Source organism: Pseudomonas sp. GW823-FHT02C02 (genome assembly GCF_058797635.1).
The window spans coordinates 412,696-428,824 of the sequence record NZ_JBXAJV010000001.1 but is presented as its reverse complement, the minus strand read 5'-3'; the positions used below and the strand labels follow the sequence as shown (position 1 = coordinate 428,824).

Annotated in this window: 14 protein-coding genes and 2 pseudogenes; 4 read left to right on the top strand and 12 right to left on the bottom strand. The window is 58.0% G+C overall.

Annotated elements, in window-relative coordinates:
• Positions 1–41 precede the first annotated feature (41 nt).
• Complete coding sequence (ahpF, locus tag AC1ROI_RS01855; RefSeq protein WP_083376636.1) at positions 42–1,604, top strand: alkyl hydroperoxide reductase subunit F; 1,563 nt, start codon at positions 42–44, stop codon at positions 1,602–1,604.
• A 130-nt stretch (positions 1,605–1,734) separates the two neighbouring features.
• Here the strand turns inward: ahpF and gloA are convergent, their stop codons facing one another.
• On the bottom strand, positions 1,735–2,256 hold the full coding sequence (gene gloA, locus AC1ROI_RS01850; protein ID WP_010460703.1) for a lactoylglutathione lyase: 522 nt from the start codon (positions 2,254–2,256) through the stop codon (positions 1,735–1,737).
• A 145-nt stretch (positions 2,257–2,401) separates the two neighbouring features.
• Here gloA and AC1ROI_RS01845 point away from each other — a divergent pair, with 145 nt between their 5' ends.
• Positions 2,402–2,926: a DUF4946 domain-containing protein gene (locus tag AC1ROI_RS01845; RefSeq protein ID WP_077747746.1), complete on the top strand. Its 525-nt coding sequence runs from the start codon at positions 2,402–2,404 to the stop codon at positions 2,924–2,926.
• 176 nt (positions 2,927–3,102) lie between these two features.
• Here the strand turns inward: AC1ROI_RS01845 and AC1ROI_RS01840 are convergent, their stop codons facing one another.
• The 3 genes from AC1ROI_RS01840 to AC1ROI_RS01830 form a co-directional block, all read right to left on the bottom strand.
• The gene (locus AC1ROI_RS01840) at positions 3,103–3,465 is read right to left on the bottom strand and encodes a histone-like nucleoid-structuring protein, MvaT/MvaU family (RefSeq protein ID WP_077747869.1); all 363 of its coding nucleotides are present in this window, start codon (positions 3,463–3,465) and stop codon (positions 3,103–3,105) included.
• A gap of 232 nt (positions 3,466–3,697) precedes the next feature.
• Complete coding sequence (locus AC1ROI_RS01835) at positions 3,698–5,230, bottom strand: EAL domain-containing protein (protein WP_102599419.1); 1,533 nt, start codon at positions 5,228–5,230, stop codon at positions 3,698–3,700.
• A 116-nt stretch (positions 5,231–5,346) separates the two neighbouring features.
• Positions 5,347–6,219: a LysR family transcriptional regulator gene (locus tag AC1ROI_RS01830; protein WP_102595495.1), complete on the bottom strand. Its 873-nt coding sequence runs from the start codon at positions 6,217–6,219 to the stop codon at positions 5,347–5,349.
• 78 nt (positions 6,220–6,297) lie between these two features.
• Here AC1ROI_RS01830 and AC1ROI_RS01825 point away from each other — a divergent pair, with 78 nt between their 5' ends.
• Together AC1ROI_RS01825 and hppD are read left to right on the top strand one after the other, a co-directional pair.
• Entirely contained in the window at positions 6,298–7,236 is a 939-nt protein-coding gene (locus tag AC1ROI_RS01825) for a DMT family transporter (protein ID WP_102595496.1), read from the top strand.
• Positions 7,237–7,485: 249 nt separating this feature from the next.
• Positions 7,486–8,562, top strand: a complete 1,077-nt coding sequence (gene hppD / locus AC1ROI_RS01820) for a 4-hydroxyphenylpyruvate dioxygenase (protein ID WP_010460695.1) — start codon at positions 7,486–7,488, stop codon at positions 8,560–8,562.
• Between the two features lie 127 nt (positions 8,563–8,689).
• Here hppD and rarD read toward each other — a convergent pair whose 3' ends face one another.
• The 8 genes and pseudogenes from rarD to AC1ROI_RS01780 all read right to left on the bottom strand — a co-directional run bounded on the left by rarD (position 8,690) and on the right by AC1ROI_RS01780 (position 16,128).
• Complete coding sequence (rarD, locus tag AC1ROI_RS01815) at positions 8,690–9,571, bottom strand: EamA family transporter RarD (protein ID WP_010460694.1); 882 nt, start codon at positions 9,569–9,571, stop codon at positions 8,690–8,692.
• Between the two features lie 102 nt (positions 9,572–9,673).
• Complete coding sequence (locus AC1ROI_RS01810) at positions 9,674–10,627, bottom strand: D-2-hydroxyacid dehydrogenase family protein (protein ID WP_102595497.1); 954 nt, start codon at positions 10,625–10,627, stop codon at positions 9,674–9,676.
• 13 nt (positions 10,628–10,640) lie between these two features.
• Positions 10,641–11,666, bottom strand: coding sequence for an alpha/beta fold hydrolase (locus AC1ROI_RS01805; RefSeq protein WP_010460690.1), 1,026 nt, complete (start codon positions 11,664–11,666; stop codon positions 10,641–10,643).
• A gap of 85 nt (positions 11,667–11,751) precedes the next feature.
• A complete protein-coding gene (locus AC1ROI_RS01800) occupies positions 11,752–12,186 on the bottom strand; it encodes a YqaA family protein (RefSeq protein WP_077747751.1) in 435 nt (144 codons plus the stop codon).
• The gene (locus AC1ROI_RS01795) at positions 12,186–12,632 is read right to left on the bottom strand and encodes a DUF411 domain-containing protein (protein ID WP_102595498.1); all 447 of its coding nucleotides are present in this window, start codon (positions 12,630–12,632) and stop codon (positions 12,186–12,188) included. The genes AC1ROI_RS01800 and AC1ROI_RS01795 overlap by 1 nt, the downstream gene beginning before the upstream one ends.
• Before the next feature lie 192 nt (positions 12,633–12,824).
• Positions 12,825–13,244: pseudogene (locus tag AC1ROI_RS01790) on the bottom strand (methyl-accepting chemotaxis protein); the annotation flags it as partial.
• Positions 13,238–13,672 (bottom strand): annotated as a pseudogene (locus AC1ROI_RS01785) (phenylacetate--CoA ligase family protein); the annotation flags it as partial. The pseudogenes AC1ROI_RS01790 and AC1ROI_RS01785, both read right to left, overlap by 7 nt.
• Positions 13,673–13,725: 53 nt before the next feature.
• A complete protein-coding gene (locus AC1ROI_RS01780) occupies positions 13,726–16,128 on the bottom strand; it encodes an aldehyde dehydrogenase family protein (RefSeq protein ID WP_102595499.1) in 2,403 nt (800 codons plus the stop codon).
• Position 16,129 lies beyond the last annotated feature (1 nt).

The window sequence follows — 16,129 nt, the reverse complement described above, 5'->3', positions numbered from 1 at the left end:
TCGGGCGTTTTTTTCGTCTCAAGTAAAAGGAAATCGCCCGTATGTTGGACGCCAATCTTAAAGCCCAGTTGAAATCGTACCTGGAACGGGTCACCCAGCCGATCGAGATCATTGCTTCCCTCGACGACGGTGCGAAATCCCAGGAAATGCTCGAACTCCTGAAAGACGTTGCCAGTCTTTCCAGCCAGATTACGTTGTTAGATAACGGTGACGATGCACGCAAGCCATCGTTCTCGATCAATCGCCCGGGTGCCGATATCAGCCTGCGTTTTGCCGGCATCCCGATGGGCCATGAATTCACTTCGTTGGTGTTGGCCTTGCTGCAAGTGGGCGGCCACCCTTCGAAGGCCAGTGTTGAAGTGATCGAACAGATCCGTTCGCTCAAAGGCGATTTCAGCTTCGAGACCTACTTTTCGCTGTCCTGCCAGAACTGCCCGGACGTGGTCCAGGCGCTGAACCTGATGGCGGTACTGAACCCGAACATCCGCCACGTCGCCATCGACGGGGCGTTGTTCCAGGCCGAAGTCGATGATCGTCAGATCATGGCCGTGCCAAGCATTTACCTCAACGGCGTGAACTTCGGCCAGGGCCGCATGGGCCTGGAAGAAATCCTCGCCAAGATCGACACCAGCGGCATCGAGCGCCAGGCCGAGAAAATCAGCGCCAAGGAAGCCTTTGACGTATTGGTCGTCGGCGGTGGCCCGGCCGGTGCTTCGGCAGCGATCTACGCTGCTCGTAAAGGCATTCGCACCGGTGTGGCGGCTGAGCGTTTTGGTGGACAGGTGCTCGACACCATGGCCATCGAGAACTTCATCTCCGTGCAGGAAACCGAAGGCCCGAAACTGGCAGTAGCGCTGGAAGAACACGTCAAGCAATACGACGTCGACATCATGAACCTGCAACGTGCCGACAAACTGGTGCCGGGCAAGAACGGTGAGTTGCACGAGGTCCATTTCGCCAGTGGCGCGACCCTGAAAGCCAGGACCGTGATCCTCGCGACCGGTGCGCGGTGGCGTGAAATGAACGTCCCGGGCGAGCAGCAATACCGCAACAAAGGCGTGGCGTACTGCCCGCACTGTGATGGTCCGCTGTTCAAAGGCAAGCGCGTGGCGGTGATTGGCGGCGGTAACTCCGGCGTCGAAGCGGCCATCGATCTGGCGGGCATCGTGTCTCATGTCACGTTGCTGGAGTTTGACGTACAACTGCGCGCCGACGCGGTCTTGCAACGCAAGTTGCACAGCCTGCCGAACGTCACCGTGATCACCAGTGCGCAAACCACTGAAGTGTTGGGCGACGGTCAGAAGGTCAATGGCCTGCGTTACAAGGATCGTCAGTCTGACGAGCTGCGTAACGTAGAGCTGGAAGGGATCTTCGTGCAGATCGGTTTGCTGCCTAACACCGATTGGCTCAAAGGCACCATCGAGCTGTCGCCTCGCGGCGAGATCATCGTCGATGCCCGTGGTGAAACGTCGATGCCGGGCGTGTTCGCTGCCGGTGACGTCACCACCGTGCCGTACAAGCAGATCGTGATTGCAGTGGGCGAGGGCGCCAAGGCTTCGCTGAGCGCATTCGATCACCTGATCCGCACCTCCGCGCCGGCTTAAACACCAACGCTGAAACACAAAACCCCATGAGCGATCATGGGGTTTTTGTGTGCGTGATACTGATCGTTCCCACGCTCTGCGTGGCTGAATTCCACGCAGAGCGTGGGAACGATCAGTGGCAGCGAATTTTTTACATCGGTGCCGGTTGGATGATCTCGACCCAGTACGCATCCGGGTCTTTGATAAAGGCCAGGCTCTTCATGCGCCCGTCGTTCAGGCGTTTCTGGAAATCGCAGCCCAGCGCTTCGAAACGTTCGCACGCCGCACGGATGTCCGGCACGGAGATGCAGATATGGCCGAAGCCGCGCGGGTCGGTGTTGCCGTTGTGGTAGGCGAAATCCGCGTCGTTTTCGGTGCCGTGGTTGTGGGTCAGTTCGAGAATGCCAGGGATCGATTTCATCCATTCGGTACGGGCGGCGGCGTCAGCCGGAATCTGGTTTTTATCAACCAGCGCCAGGAAATACAGACTGAACTCGGCTTCCGGGAAGTCGCGTTTTTCCACCAGCGAAAAACCCAGGATGCGCGTGTAGAAATCCAGGGACTTGGTGATGTCCTTGACCCGTAGCATGGTGTGGTTGAAGACGAACTTCTGGGTGGCGGTGTCAGGTTGAGCAGTCACGCCGGGGAAAGTGTTCAATTCGTGCAGGCTCATGGGCCCTCCGGAAAATAAGTGGGGCTAACGAATGGCGACAATGATACGCAAGGGCTGGGACATCACCAAACGCTAAGAGTCTGCTATTGCCTGACGGACGGGTGAGGCTCAGACTTTACGGTTCAATCCGTGAGTGCTCATTGCAATGATCCGATTCTGTAAATCGACGTGGGTCCTGATTTTCCTGTTGTCAGGTGTCGCCAGCGCTCAAGCGGATGCACCGGTGGTGACTTGGCCGAAGGGCTGGGAGGTGGAAGCCGTTCCGCAAGATGATGCCAAACCAGGGGTTTCCCGACAGCGCGCGGTGAAAGTCGACCAAGGCGGCACGCCGGTAATGGTGATGGAATTGACCATGACTCAAGTAGAAAGCGGTCATCAGGTCAATCTGGAGGGTGTGCTGCTGGAAATGCGCAAGTCGGTGCAGAAGGACTTCTTTCAAGGCGGCTATCAAAGTGTCTGCAACAAAATTCATCCGGCGACCTTGAGCCGCTTATCGGGATTGGAAACTACCTGCACGATTACGCAGAATGGTCGACATGTGCTGTCGCAAACATTGGTCGCAGCGGTGGATGCCGATAAGGCCTATGTTCTTTCCTACGCGGGGCAGGCCGAGGCTTATAAGGCAAGTGAGGATGAAATTGCGGCGGCTCGTAACAGCTTGAAACTTTAGTTGCGGGTTTGCGTGACTGCAGATTTCAGCGCGATCTGAAATCTTTAGATACCCTAACGGATTAAGCATAAAGTTTAGTCGGCAAGTAGCGAGTTGAACGACTCCCCTCGTTGCATTGAGAGGCCGGCCATAAAAAAAGCCCTGCATTGGCAGGGCTTGTTTATCACCGCGAGCGCTTAGCCTCGCAGCCAGGAATCTACGGTGGCGGCACCGTATTGTTCCTTCCAGGCTTTCAGGCCACGGTGGTTGCCGCCCTTGGTTTCAATCAGCTCACCGGTATGCGGGTTGTGATAAACCTTGACCACACGGGCGCGACGGGTTTTAGGGGCTGCTGCCTGCAGACCGGATTTTGCCGGGTTCGGATCGAGGATGGCGATGATGTCGCGCAGGCTTTTGCCGTAGGTTTTCATCAGCCCCTGGAGCTTTTCTTCGAATTCGATTTCTTTCTTGAGCCCGGCATCATTCTTCAGCGATTCCAGCTGCTTGAGCTGTTCTTGAAGGGCCTTCTCAGCGGCACGAAATTCAGCGAGTCTGGACAAATTCATTACTCCAATAGTGTGTTTGGCTGATACCAACCGCAAACAAAGCTATAAGCCAAGAGCCTTGAAGCGACTCGGTGATAGTGGCTCACCTGCCAATCTTGCGCAGGCATGAAAAATTGTAGTAGTTAATTGGCCAAGAGTAAATCCTGTCTTTTTCTTCATGTAACTACAGTAGTCTTTTGATTCAATTTGGTGCGCTGCTTCGTTTCCTCGTCGCTTAAACCGCAGGTTAATGGTGCCTTAATGCATTAATGAATTCGGCTCCTGGCATCGGTCGACCGAACAAATAACCTTGCAGAAAGTTCACGCCGTGTGCGGCCAGATAGTCACTTTGCTCCTCGGTTTCCACGCCTTCGGCGACGATGCCCAGATCAAGCTTGGCCGACAATTCGATAATGCTGTCCAGAATGTGCCGGGAAAGCGCGTCAACGCCGATCATCGCGACAAAACTCTGATCGATTTTCAGAAAGTCCACATTGAACTGACGCAGATAACCGAGGCTTGAGTGACCTGTGCCAAAGTCATCGATAGCGATCATTACGCCCAAGGTGCGAAGCCGCTCGAACAGTAGGTGCGTAATGGCCGTTGGTTCAATCAGTTCGCGCTCGGTCAATTCCAGCACCAGGTGGATGGCCCCTGGTGCGAAGGCACTAAGAAACTCCCGGCAGTCTTCGACCAGGTCCAAGTCCTTGCAATGACTGGCGGTGATGTTGATGCCAATGTGAAATGGCCCATCGAACGAAGCAGCGGCAGGCGCCAACAGCGCCGCGGTGTGTCGCATCAACGAGCGGGTCATTGGCACGATCAACCCGGAATGCTCGGCAAAAGGAATGAACAGGTCCGGGCGTACCAGGCCTTCCTTCGGGTGATTCCAGCGCATCAACACCTCGGCGCCGGACCAGGTTTTAGTATCGCCATGCACCACGGGCTGAAAGTACGGAACAAACTCACCTGCCTCCAGCGCACGCTGCATTTCATGGCTGGGGGACGACGAGCGTTTTTGCAGGACATGTCCGATTGCGCCCGAGACCACGCCGAAGAAGATCAGCAAACTGAACAGCGGTGGGTACTCGCTGTTCATGTAGCGCCAGGTTTCACCCTCGGGGAAACCGGCTGCGACCGTAAAGCCATAACGCGTGGACGTCAGTTTGCTTTCGGCTACGGGCGGGACGGGAAGGGCGACATCGTGAACCTTGCCGTCGGCGGATAACCAGTTGGGACCGACTTGCAGCAACAGGATCGTCTTGCGACCAATCATGCGCAGCACGTTGCTCAGGTGATAACCGTCCAGCGTACTTAAAGCTCCCTGTTTTCCTTCGCCCAGTCGATACACCAGTATCGCAGTGTCAGGCGTGACCAGGTTGCCTTTCATCAGTAGCAACCGGCCTTTGGAGTAGTCGCCGGCACTGAGCTTTTCGTGGTAGTCACCGAACAAAGAACTGCAATAAATGCTGTCGTCCCACACCAGATTCGTCGCGCGCACGAATGGACCGCGGGTGACCTGTTCACGCAGGGCCAATTTGACGTCTTTGCAGCTTTGGCCGGCCAGCGGCAGCAGTTCTCGTGCCGCCTGGGCGTTACGGTCGAGCATCAGTTCGAATTGGCGGATGGCTTCTTCGGCCGTCAGCTCGGTGCTCTGCTTGAGCGCACGCTCGGCCTGCATATAGAGAATGACAACCCCCAACAGCACCGGGAGTAACCCGCTCAAAACGGTTACAGCCATTCGTTTGCCGCGTTTGTGGGTCTTGGCGTTCAGTGGCATTCACAAAGCCTGTGACGAAGGGATACGGCTCTCAAATGCAGGGAGGACAACGGCACGCCTCCCAAAAAAGAGTTCAGGTAGTGGGCATGATAGATGGCTGTCAGTACTTATGCCGGTCAACGATAGTCAAGGTTTGAAGCCATTTGGATAAACGCCAGCGTTGCGGGCGACGACTGACGCTGGTCGAGCACCGCCAGACCTACCTGCCGATTGACGGATGGAGACAGCGGTTTTTTCACGTAGCGGCTGTCGTTGTCGTCGGGCAACGATCCTTCGGCGACCACGGTCACGGCATCGCCTCGGCCTACGGTGTCGAGGGTGCTGAGCAGCTGCGAGCAGCGATAACGGATGTTCGGTGTCAGCCGGGCAGCCGTGAACAGCCGTGAAACCAGCTCCGAAGACCCGGCTTCGGTCAGCACGAACGGGTCGTGACACAAGTCGCGCAAACTCAGGCTGTCGCGACCGGTCAGCGGGTGATCGGAGGGCAACAGCGCGACCATCCGGTCTTCGATCAACGAGAAGGTATCGAAGCGATCTTCGGGCAGCACCACGAAACCGATATCGATTCGTCGTTCTTCCAGCCACTGGATAATCTGCCGGTCCGGACCTTCGTCGATGTGCACTTCGATACCGGGGTGAGCGGCGCGGTAGTGCGCCAGGATCTGTGGCAGCAGTTTGATCGATGAGGTGGGGCCGAACGAGCCGATGCGCAGGGTGCCGCGCTTCATCCCGCGAGCGTCGGCGGCTTCCTGGCGCAAGGTGTCGGCCAACCCGAGCATGGCCCGGGCGCGCGACAAGAGCTGTAGACCGATGTCGCTCGGCTCGACTTGGGACTGGTGGCGCCGGAACAACTCGACACCCAATTCCTGTTCCAGCGACTTCAAGGCATGCGACACCGCCGATTGGGAGATCCCCAGCCGATTGGCCGCCGCCGTGAACCCGCGCAGTTCGGCGACCAGCGAAAAAATCTCGAGTTGTGTCAGGGTCATGAGTCTTTACTCATTTTACGATGATCATGCATTAGTCGAATGATACGTCATCTTCCCTGACTGAAGTCCTTGCACCTCATGAATGCTTACGCGCAAACAACCTCATCGGATGTACCGGTTTATTTGAAACTCGCCGCCGTTACCATGATCTGGGGCGGGACGTTCGTGGCTGGCCGGTTTCTCGCGGACAGCCTCAGCCCATTGTTCGCCGCCAGCCTCAGATTCCTCCTGGCCAGCGTGGCATTGCTGCTGTTTTTGCTGCTGGCCCGCGTACCACTGGCGAAGCCGAGCCCCGGGCAGTGGCTGCAACTGGCGCTCCTGGGGTTCTTCGGCATCTTCTTCTACAACCTGTGCTTCTTTTATGGACTGCATTACATCAATGCATCGCGAGCGTCATTGATTGTGGTGCTGAATCCCGCCGTGATCGGACTGGCGTCGTGGCTGCTGTTCAAGGAGCGCTTGAGTCGGGCGAAGGTTATCGGGATCGCGATCTGTATCGCCGGGGCGAGCCTGGTGATCGTCAGTCGCAACCCGCAGTTACTGGTCGACAACGCCGACGCGTGGATCGGTGACCTGCTGATTTTCGGCTGCGTGCTCGGCTGGGGGATTTACTCGCTGTTCTCCAAAGAACTGAACCACTCCCTGGGGCCGGTGCAGACGGTGGCGTATTCGATTCTGCTCGGCACCCTGATGCTGTGGGTGGCAAGTGCGATACGGGGTGAACTGAGTGTCAGCGCGCTCATGAGCCTCGGTCCGCAGCAATGGATGAGCCTGATGTACCTGGGTGTATTGGGCTCGGCGCTGGCCTACATCGGCTATTACGATGGCATTCGCCAAATCGGCGCGACACGTTCGGGGGTGTTCATTGCCCTGAATCCGCTGACGGCGGTGATCCTCGGCGCGTTACTGTTGGGCGAGCAGTTGACGCTGGCGATGTGCCTGGGAGGCGGGCTGATTCTCGCGGGGATTTTCCTGTGCAACAAACCCCTTGCGCGAGCAGGGAAAAAGGGGATTTGATACAGAAGGCGGACAAACCTATTTACGCTGTGTAGAATCGGGTTACGCATACAATAATAATCGTCTTCTGCCAGCAGAAGCCTCGCCCGCATCAGCCTTGGGTCGACAATGAAAAGTTTTGGGTTTCAATTGATCTACGGTGACTTCCTCGCCCGCAGCGTGCGGGGCATCTCCTGCGCGCCACCCGCCGGCTTCAGCATTCTTAGCAACTAACGTTCCGTTAATTCTAAAAAATGATGAGGCGCCAAAATGGCAGATTTATACGAAAACCCAATGGGCCTGATGGGCTTTGAGTTCATCGAGTTCGCATCGCCGACCCCGAACACCCTGGAGCCGATCTTCGAGATCATGGGCTTCACCAAGGTCGCGACCCACCGCTCCAAAGACGTGCACCTGTATCGCCAGGGCCAGATCAACCTGATCCTTAACAACGAACCGCACAGCGTTGCTTCGTACTTCGCGGCCGAGCACGGCCCATCGGTGTGCGGCATGGCGTTCCGCGTCAAGGATTCGCAACTGGCCTACAAGCGCGCGCTGGAAATCGGCGCCCAGCCGATCCACATCGAAACCGGGCCGATGGAACTGAACCTGCCGGCGATCAAAGGCATTGGCGGCGCGCCGCTGTACCTGATCGACCGTTTTGGTGAAGGCAGCTCGATCTACGACATCGACTTCGTGTTCATCGAAGGTGTTGACCGCAACCCGGTCGGCGCCGGTCTGAAAATCATCGATCACCTGACCCACAACGTGTATCGCGGTCGCATGGCGTATTGGGCCAACTTCTACGAGAAGCTGTTCAACTTCCGTGAGATCCGTTACTTCGACATCAAGGGCGAATACACCGGCCTGACCTCCAAGGCCATGACCGCGCCGGACGGCATGATCCGCATCCCGCTGAACGAAGAATCGTCCAAGGGCGCCGGGCAGATCGAAGAGTTCCTGATGCAGTTCAACGGTGAGGGCATCCAGCACGTGGCCTTCCTCAGCGATGATCTGATCAAGACCTGGGATCACCTGAAAAGCATCGGCATGCGCTTCATGACCGCGCCACCGGAAACCTACTACGAAATGCTCGAAGGCCGCCTGCCGAACCACGGCGAGCCGGTCGATCAGCTGCAATCGCGTGGGATCCTGCTGGACGGTTCGTCCGAGTCGGGCGACAAGCGTCTGTTGCTGCAGATTTTCTCGGAAACCCTGATGGGGCCGGTGTTCTTCGAATTCATCCAGCGTAAAGGCGACGACGGTTTCGGTGAAGGCAACTTCAAGGCACTGTTCGAATCGATCGAGCGTGATCAGGTTCGCCGCGGTGTACTCGCCACCGATTAAGCCGCTTCACCGTTAAAACTGCAGGAGTGAGCCTGCTCGCGATAGCGTCGTCAAATTCAACATCATTGTTGACTGACAGATAGCTATCGCGGGCAGGCTCACTCCTGCATTTGGTTTTGTGTAGGGCTTAAGGTTTGCGATGCCGAACCAGGTGCTTGAACCCTTCAAACACCAGCACTACCACCGCCAGCCAGATCGGAATATAAGTCAACCATTCCCCGGGCTTGATGCTTTCCCCAAGCAGCAATGCAACGCCCAGCAGCAACACCGGCTCTACATAACTCAACAGCCCGAACAGACTGAACGGCAACAACCGGCTGGCGATGATGTAGACCACCAGCGCCGACGCGCTGATCACTCCGAGTATCGGGATTAGCAGCGACAACCACGGGTGTTGATCAAACACGCCGAAACCCTGTTCGCCACTCTGCACGAACCAGAACGCCACCGGCAGCGTCAACGCCATGTCCAGCCATAAACCGCCAAGGTTGTCGGCGGCCAGGCGCTTGCGCAGGATGAAATACAAGGGATAGCCGATGCAGACCAGCAAGGTTGCCCAGGAAAAACCACCGACCTGATACACCTCGTTGATCACCCCAAGGCAGGCCAGCACCACGGCGATTTTTTGCAGATACGAGAGGCGCTCGCCATAGGCGATCCGCCCGGTCAGGACCATGGTCAGCGGCAACAGAAAATAGCCGAGCGACACATCCAGGCTGTAGCCGTTGAGCGGCGCCCACATGAACAGCCAAAGCTGCACGCCGAGCAGGGCAGAGGAGGCGATCAGGCCGGCGATCAGTTTGCGATTCCCGGCGATACGCCGAAAAATCTCGACCACGCGTTTCCATTCGCCGGAAACCATCATGAACACGGTCATGCACGGCACGGTCAGCAGCATGCGCCAGCCGAAAATCTCCACGCCGCTCAAGGGGGTGAGCAGCGAGGTGTAGTAATACATGACGGCAAACAGCACCGAGGCCGAGACCGATAAAGCGATACCTTTAGACAAACTGCCCTCGCGAGGTTGAACGTGAAACGGGCGCAGAGGATACGTGGTTTTCACGTTCAGTATTGACCAACATCGATCGAGTGCGAGAGCGGCGCTTCGGTCCTAGCTCAGAAGGCGAATCGGCTCACCCGCCGACCACGCTTGAATGTCCTCGATCATTTGCGAAAAGAACTGATGGTAGTTCTGTTGGCTGACGTACCCGACATGCGGCGTTGCCAACACGTTGTCCAGCGTTCTGAACGGATGATTCACCGGCAATGGCTCGATGTCGAACACATCCAGTGCCGCCCCCGCGAGTCGATTCTTTTGCAAGGCCTTGATCAGCGCAGCCTCATCGACAATCGGTCCGCGGGCGGTGTTGACGAGCAGCGCCGAGGGTTTCATCCAGTCCAGCGCCTGGGCGTCGACCAATCCGCGGCTGCGATCACTGAGCACCAGATGAACCGACAGCACATCGGCCTGCTCGAACAGTTCCTGCTTGCTGACATAGGTCACGCCCACTTCAGCGGCACGTTCGGCCGTGAGGTTTTCGCTCCACGCGATCACCCGCATTCCGAACACCTGACCGAACTGCGCGACCCGTTGGCCGATGCTGCCAAGGCCGAGGATCGCCAGTGTCTTGCCGTGCAAGTCGCCGCCCAGGCCTTGCTGCCATTTCCCGGCGCGCAAGGCATTGGCTTCGGCCACGAGATTGCGGGTCGCGGCCATTATCAACGCCCAGGTCAGTTCTGGAGCGGCGTGTTTGTAGCTGTCGGTGCCACTGACCTGGATACCCAGTGCCGCAGCGGCCTTGAGATCCAGCGCAGCATTACGCATACCACCGGTGACCAGCAGCTTGAGTGTCGGCAATTGGCGCAGAAGGTCTTCATCGAAGCGGGTGCGTTCGCGCATTACGCAGATCACTTCGAATTTACCCAGGCGCTCCGCCAGGGTTGCGTTGTCGGCGGGGTAATCATGGATAAAACTCACCTCGCCGAGGCAGTCCAGCACTGACCAGTCGACCACGTCACGGGCCACGTCCTGCCAATCATCGATCACCGCAATCTGCACCGCCATCAGCCTTACCTCATTAACGCACGGGATTGGTTTTGTTCAGCCAGTCGAGCAATGCCTGGTGGAATTGCGCCGGTTCTTCCATCTGCGGCGCGTGGCCCATGCCGGGGAATTCAACCAGTGTGGACTGCGGAATCAACTTTGCCACTTGCTTGCCGAGCACGTCGTAATGACCGAGCCTGGCCTTGACCTCCGGGGAGGCAATGTCACTGCCGATGGCCGTGGTGTCGGACGTGCCGATCAGCAACAGCGTCGGCATCTTCAGGTCCTTGAACTCGTAGTACACCGGCTGGGTGAAGATCATGTCGTAGATCAACGCCGAGTTCCAGGCCACCTGTGTGTGCCCCGGGCCTTTGTTCAAGCCGGCAAGCATATCGACCCAGCGATCGAATTCAGGCTTCCAGCGGCCACCGTAATAGGTGTTGCGTTCATAGGTGCGGATGCCGTCGGCGCTAAGCTTGAGTTCGCGCTCGTACCACTGATCGACGGTGCGATAGGGCACGCCAAGGGCTTTCCAGTCTTCCAGGCCAATGGGATTGACCAGCGCCAGTTGCTCGACCTGATCGGGGTATTGCAACGCATAGCGTGTGGCGAGCATGCCGCCGGTGGAGTGCCCGAGCACGCTGGACTTCTGGATGCCAAGGGCTTTGAGCAGTTGCTGGGTATTGGTCGCCAGTTGCTGGAATGTGTACTGATAGTTATCCGGTTTACTGGAGGTGCAGAAACCGATCTGGTCCGGCGCAATCACCCGGTAACCGGCTTCGCTCAGGGCTTTGATCGAACTGTCCCAAGTGGCGCCGCAGAAGTTTTTACCATGCATCAACACCACGCTGCGCCCGTTGGCCTTGCCGTGGGCGGCGACGTCCATGTAACCCATCTGCAAGGATTTGCCTTGGGACTCGAACGAGAAGTGCTTGACCGTATAGGGGTACTCGAACCCTTGCAGTTCCGGCCCGTATTCCGGGCCTTCGGCGTGAGCCAGAACAGGCAGTGCAGCGGTCAGAAACAGGCCGGGCAGCCAACGGGAGAGGGGAAGGGACATGGGTGAGCTCCATAGAAAACCCGCCGATGCTGGATCGGCATGATTAGGGCGACATTAAAGACAGGCAATCGCCGCCGCCGATCGTTCAACCGATCCAGCCGAGCGTGGCCAGGGCCAGCACGCCATAACGAGCACCTTTGGCGAGGGTCACGATCAGCAGGAACCGCCCAAGCGGCTCGCGCATGACGCCGGCCACCAACGTCAGCGGGTCACCGATGATTGGCACCCAACTCAGCAGCAATGACCAATGACCATAGCGTTGATAGTGTTTTCGGGCCTGTTCCAGATGGCGCGGGCTGACCGGAAACCAGCGCCGGTCGCGAAACCGCTCGATGCGACAGCCGAGCCACCAATTCACCACCGAACCGAGGACATTACCCAGCGTCGCGACGGCCAGCAGCAACCATAGCCAATACTGTTCGCTGAGCAACAGCCCCACGAGCAGCGCTTCGGATTGCAACGGCAGCAAGGTCGCGGCACCGAACGCCGCGAAGAACAGCCCGATGTAGGCGCCACCCATCAATGGGCCGGGTAGTCCGCCACCACCACATCAGTGCCGTCCTTTTTCAGGCCGATCACTTGATAGGCATCGCTCATGCCGTCCATTTCCATGCCCGGCGAACCCATAGGCATGCCCGGTGCCGCAACACCCAGCAGGTCATTGCGTTTGCTAAAGGCCAGGACTTGATCCGCAGGCACATGGCCTTCGACGAATTTGCCGTTGATCAGGCCGGTGTGGCAGGACGCCAGGCGTGGAGGCACGCCGTGCTGCTGCTTGAATTCGCTCATGTTGGATTCGACGTGGTCTTCAACCTTGAAGCCGTTGGCCTCGAGGTGGCTGATCCATTTTTTGCAGCAGCCGCAGTTGGCGTCACGGTGGACTTCGATCGGGACCAGGTCGGCGGCCTGGGCCATGGAGGAGATAAAAAGGGCGCTCAGGGCGACCAGACGCAGGTGGATTCGCATGGGGGATCTCGTCTCGGGTTGCGGCCAAAAAGATGCATTTTGACCATTTTTTGCCGGGAAGAGATACGAGGTTGTTTCGAAGTAATACAGGTACGCCAAGCTGTCGTGGCGAGGGGGCACGCCCCCTCGCCACAAAGATCCTCACCAGACCCAACTCCCCGGCCCCAGGGAGCATGTGTAATTCAGCAGCGATCAACGAACCTTGAACCGCCCCATGATCGAGCTGACACGCGCGTTGGCTTGCAGCAGTTGTTGGGTATTAAGTTCGCTGGCCTGGCCGCTTTTCACCAGCTCATCCACCATGTGACGGATCTGCACCATGCTGCGGTTGATCTCTTCGGTCACCGCGCTTTGCTGCTCGGCGGCGGTGGCGATCTGCGTACTCAGGCTGTTGATGTGGCTGACCGAGCCGGCCATTTCATCCAGGCCCGTGTTGACCCGCGCCGTGGCGTCGGCGGCAGACTGGCAACTGGCCTGGGTATTTTCCATCGCAGTTACAGACGAACTCACGCCTTGGGTCAGGCGCTTGAGCATTTCATTGATTTGCGAAGTGCTGGCTTGCGTGCGGGCGGCGAGGGCGCGGACTTCATCGGCGACGACCGCGAAACTTCGCCGGTGAACGGAAACTCACAGATGGACCTTTTGACGTGCGCCAGCGAGTCGTGGATGAACAGAAAACTGGCGTAGAGATCGCCGGAAAAGAACAGGTTGGCGACCCTGTCACCGTCCTTCAGTTGAGAGGAAACACTGTTTCCAAACGTACTGACCAAGGCTTGCCACTCGCGGGTCGAGTAAACCGTCAGTTTGCCCTGACTGGTGGATCCGCCGGTTTTAAACACCAGCGCGTCTTCGATGTTGCCGGTCAGCACAGGCCAATGATTCAGGTCGTTACTGTCAGCCCAATAGTCGGCCACATTGGTCAGCGGCAGGTCTTTTAAAGTAATACCTTCTGCCGGTAAGTGTTGCAGGTGTTTGCGATAGAAGTTTGAGTGTTGCCTTATATAAGGCAAGAGTTGTTCAAGCGAATAAGTTGTTTTCACTGGGTTCTCTTTTTTTTATCAGGCGTTGTGAGATTAAAAGACAAACGAGATGTTTAATGTCTGTTGTCGATAACCAACGGTGTTTTTCCGCTGTGTTTGTTTTTGGTGAATTCGGATTCAGCACACTCGTGAACTTCTACCGTGATCAGCGCGGCATTCACGGCATTGGTCAGTGCGGCGTGGGTCAATAACTTTTCATACGCCTTTTCGGCCTCCAGGTTCACTAAAACCTTCAACCGCTCGCTGCCATCGCAGGCGTGGTCCAGCACAAGTTGAACGGGCAGGCCGAGGCTGTCCTGCAGCGCCGACGGTGAAATGAATTCCGTGCCCATCCGTATCAGCTTGCCGTGGCGCTGCAGCAATTCGAATCGCGGTGAGTCGAGCCCGCAAGGGCAGGCTCCGGATATCCAGCGACCGGTGTCCCCCACGTCATACCGGCGCACGGCCTGGCCTTGCCGGGCCCGAGAGGTGAACAGCAGCCGGCCGATCTCATCGGCTTGCACCGGAGAATCGTGTTCGAGATGCACGATTTCCAGATGCTGGGTATCGCACATCAAATGAAAGACGCCGTCTGCCGTTGCCGCGCAGGCATGCCCCAGCGGACCGGCATCGACCGAGCCATAAATCGCGGAGCGAATCGTCGAGACTCCGCAGCTTTCCATCAGGCGCAGGCTGGCCTGGCCTGGGTGCTCGCCGCCGAGGAACACTTTGCTGATGCCCGAGTACGCGCGAAGCTGGCTTTGTTCGTTGAAAAACAAGCGATGTAACGTACTCGGCATGCCGATCAGCACGGTGATGCGATGATCCACGATCATTCGGGCCATTTCGCTGAAGTCATCATCGTGCGGCGCCCCCATGGGGAAATGTGTAACGCCCATCAATTCCAGAACCTTGGTGAAGCTGGAGAATCCCCCATACAGGCTGCCGCCGTAAAACAGGTTCATCACCCGATCCGTTGACGGGTCGAGACCGGCGGCGAACAGGCCGTCTGCCGCCGCGCGCATCTGCCGTTGAAAGTCCTGATAGCTGAACCCGGCCAGGGCTGGCGTGCCGCTGCTGCCCCCAGAGCGGAAAAACAGCTGGGCCATGGCGTTGATCGGCTGGGTCATGAATGTGTTTTTGTTCATGATCGGCTCATGACGTGTATCCGCAGCGGTTGGCAGCGCGTCGAGTGTTGCCCGGCCAGGCACGGCCTCAGGCGACAGACTCACCGAGAGGCGGCGACTGAAGCGCGACAGCGCGTAGACGCCGTCATGGGGTTCCCCAGGGTAGCCGTCATGAATCAGCCCGCACGGGGCAATACGCGTAACGCCGGCATTGACCAGCGAGCGCACCAACCCGGGCGTCTGCACCGCAGAACACATCAGCACGCAGCTTTGCAGGACGGTGCGCCAAGGCAATAGCGTCTCGGCGATCAAGTGTTGCGGCACCGGTTTGAGCAGCAGTGTACGAAACAGCGGCGAGGGCGCGAGCGTCTGATGGTGATCCCAGATGACCCTCCATCCCGGGCCGGTCCAGACCTGACCAGTCTGCTGCGCAAAGCAGTGTTCCAGCCTCGCCATCGCGGTACGGGTGGTGATTTCCGAAGCCTCCTGGTCGGTAGGAACCAACGCCGGCCAATGTGAGGAACGACATGTAAAGGCTTTGGCCAGACGTTCACCCAGGTCCAGCAAAACCGCCGGATCGTTGCTGTCTACCAGCAGCCATTGCGGGCTGGAGCATGCTTGCTGATCCAGACTGCACACTTCATCCACCAGCGCGTCCAGCGTCGAATCGCTCGCCGCCTCGGGCGACAGATAAGCGAAGCTGATCCTGTGGCCCCAATCGATCCAGCGACACCCGGCCGGGATCTGCTGACGAATCGCTTTTAGCGCGTTTACACCACCCCAGGCGGCGACGCCATCGGCGCGGGTGCAGAGTTGCGCTATCTGAGCCGTGCTGACCGGCAGCACCGCGATGAAATCAGCCAACTGGCCACTGGTGTCGCAATGCACCAGCGCGGCGAGTAACCGGGCGGTCAATCCTTGATCGCTGGAGCTGGGGCGCAGCCAGTTGATGTTGCCGGCCAACAGACTTTCCAGGACCGCGCAGAACGCCAGCATCGGCGCATTGCCCGGCGTGATGTGCACCACCAGCCCCAGCGGATGCCAGCTTTCAAAACAGGCTTGCCGGTAATCAATACGCCGTAACGAACGCGGTTGCACACCCAACTCACGTTCAAGCTTGGTGGTGAGGTGGCTGCGTTGGCAGAAGTCGACAAGCCCCAATCGTTGATCGTTGTCGAGGGGCACATCCAGTCGGCCAGCTTGCAATTGCAGGGCAAATCGGGCCGCTGCGTCGATGACGGTGTCGCTGTCGATCGGTGCATTCAACCGCTGTGGCAATTGTGGATACAGTTGCTCGAGGGCTGTCTCGAGGGTGATATCGTCCCGCAGTTCACCATTGATCAAGTACATG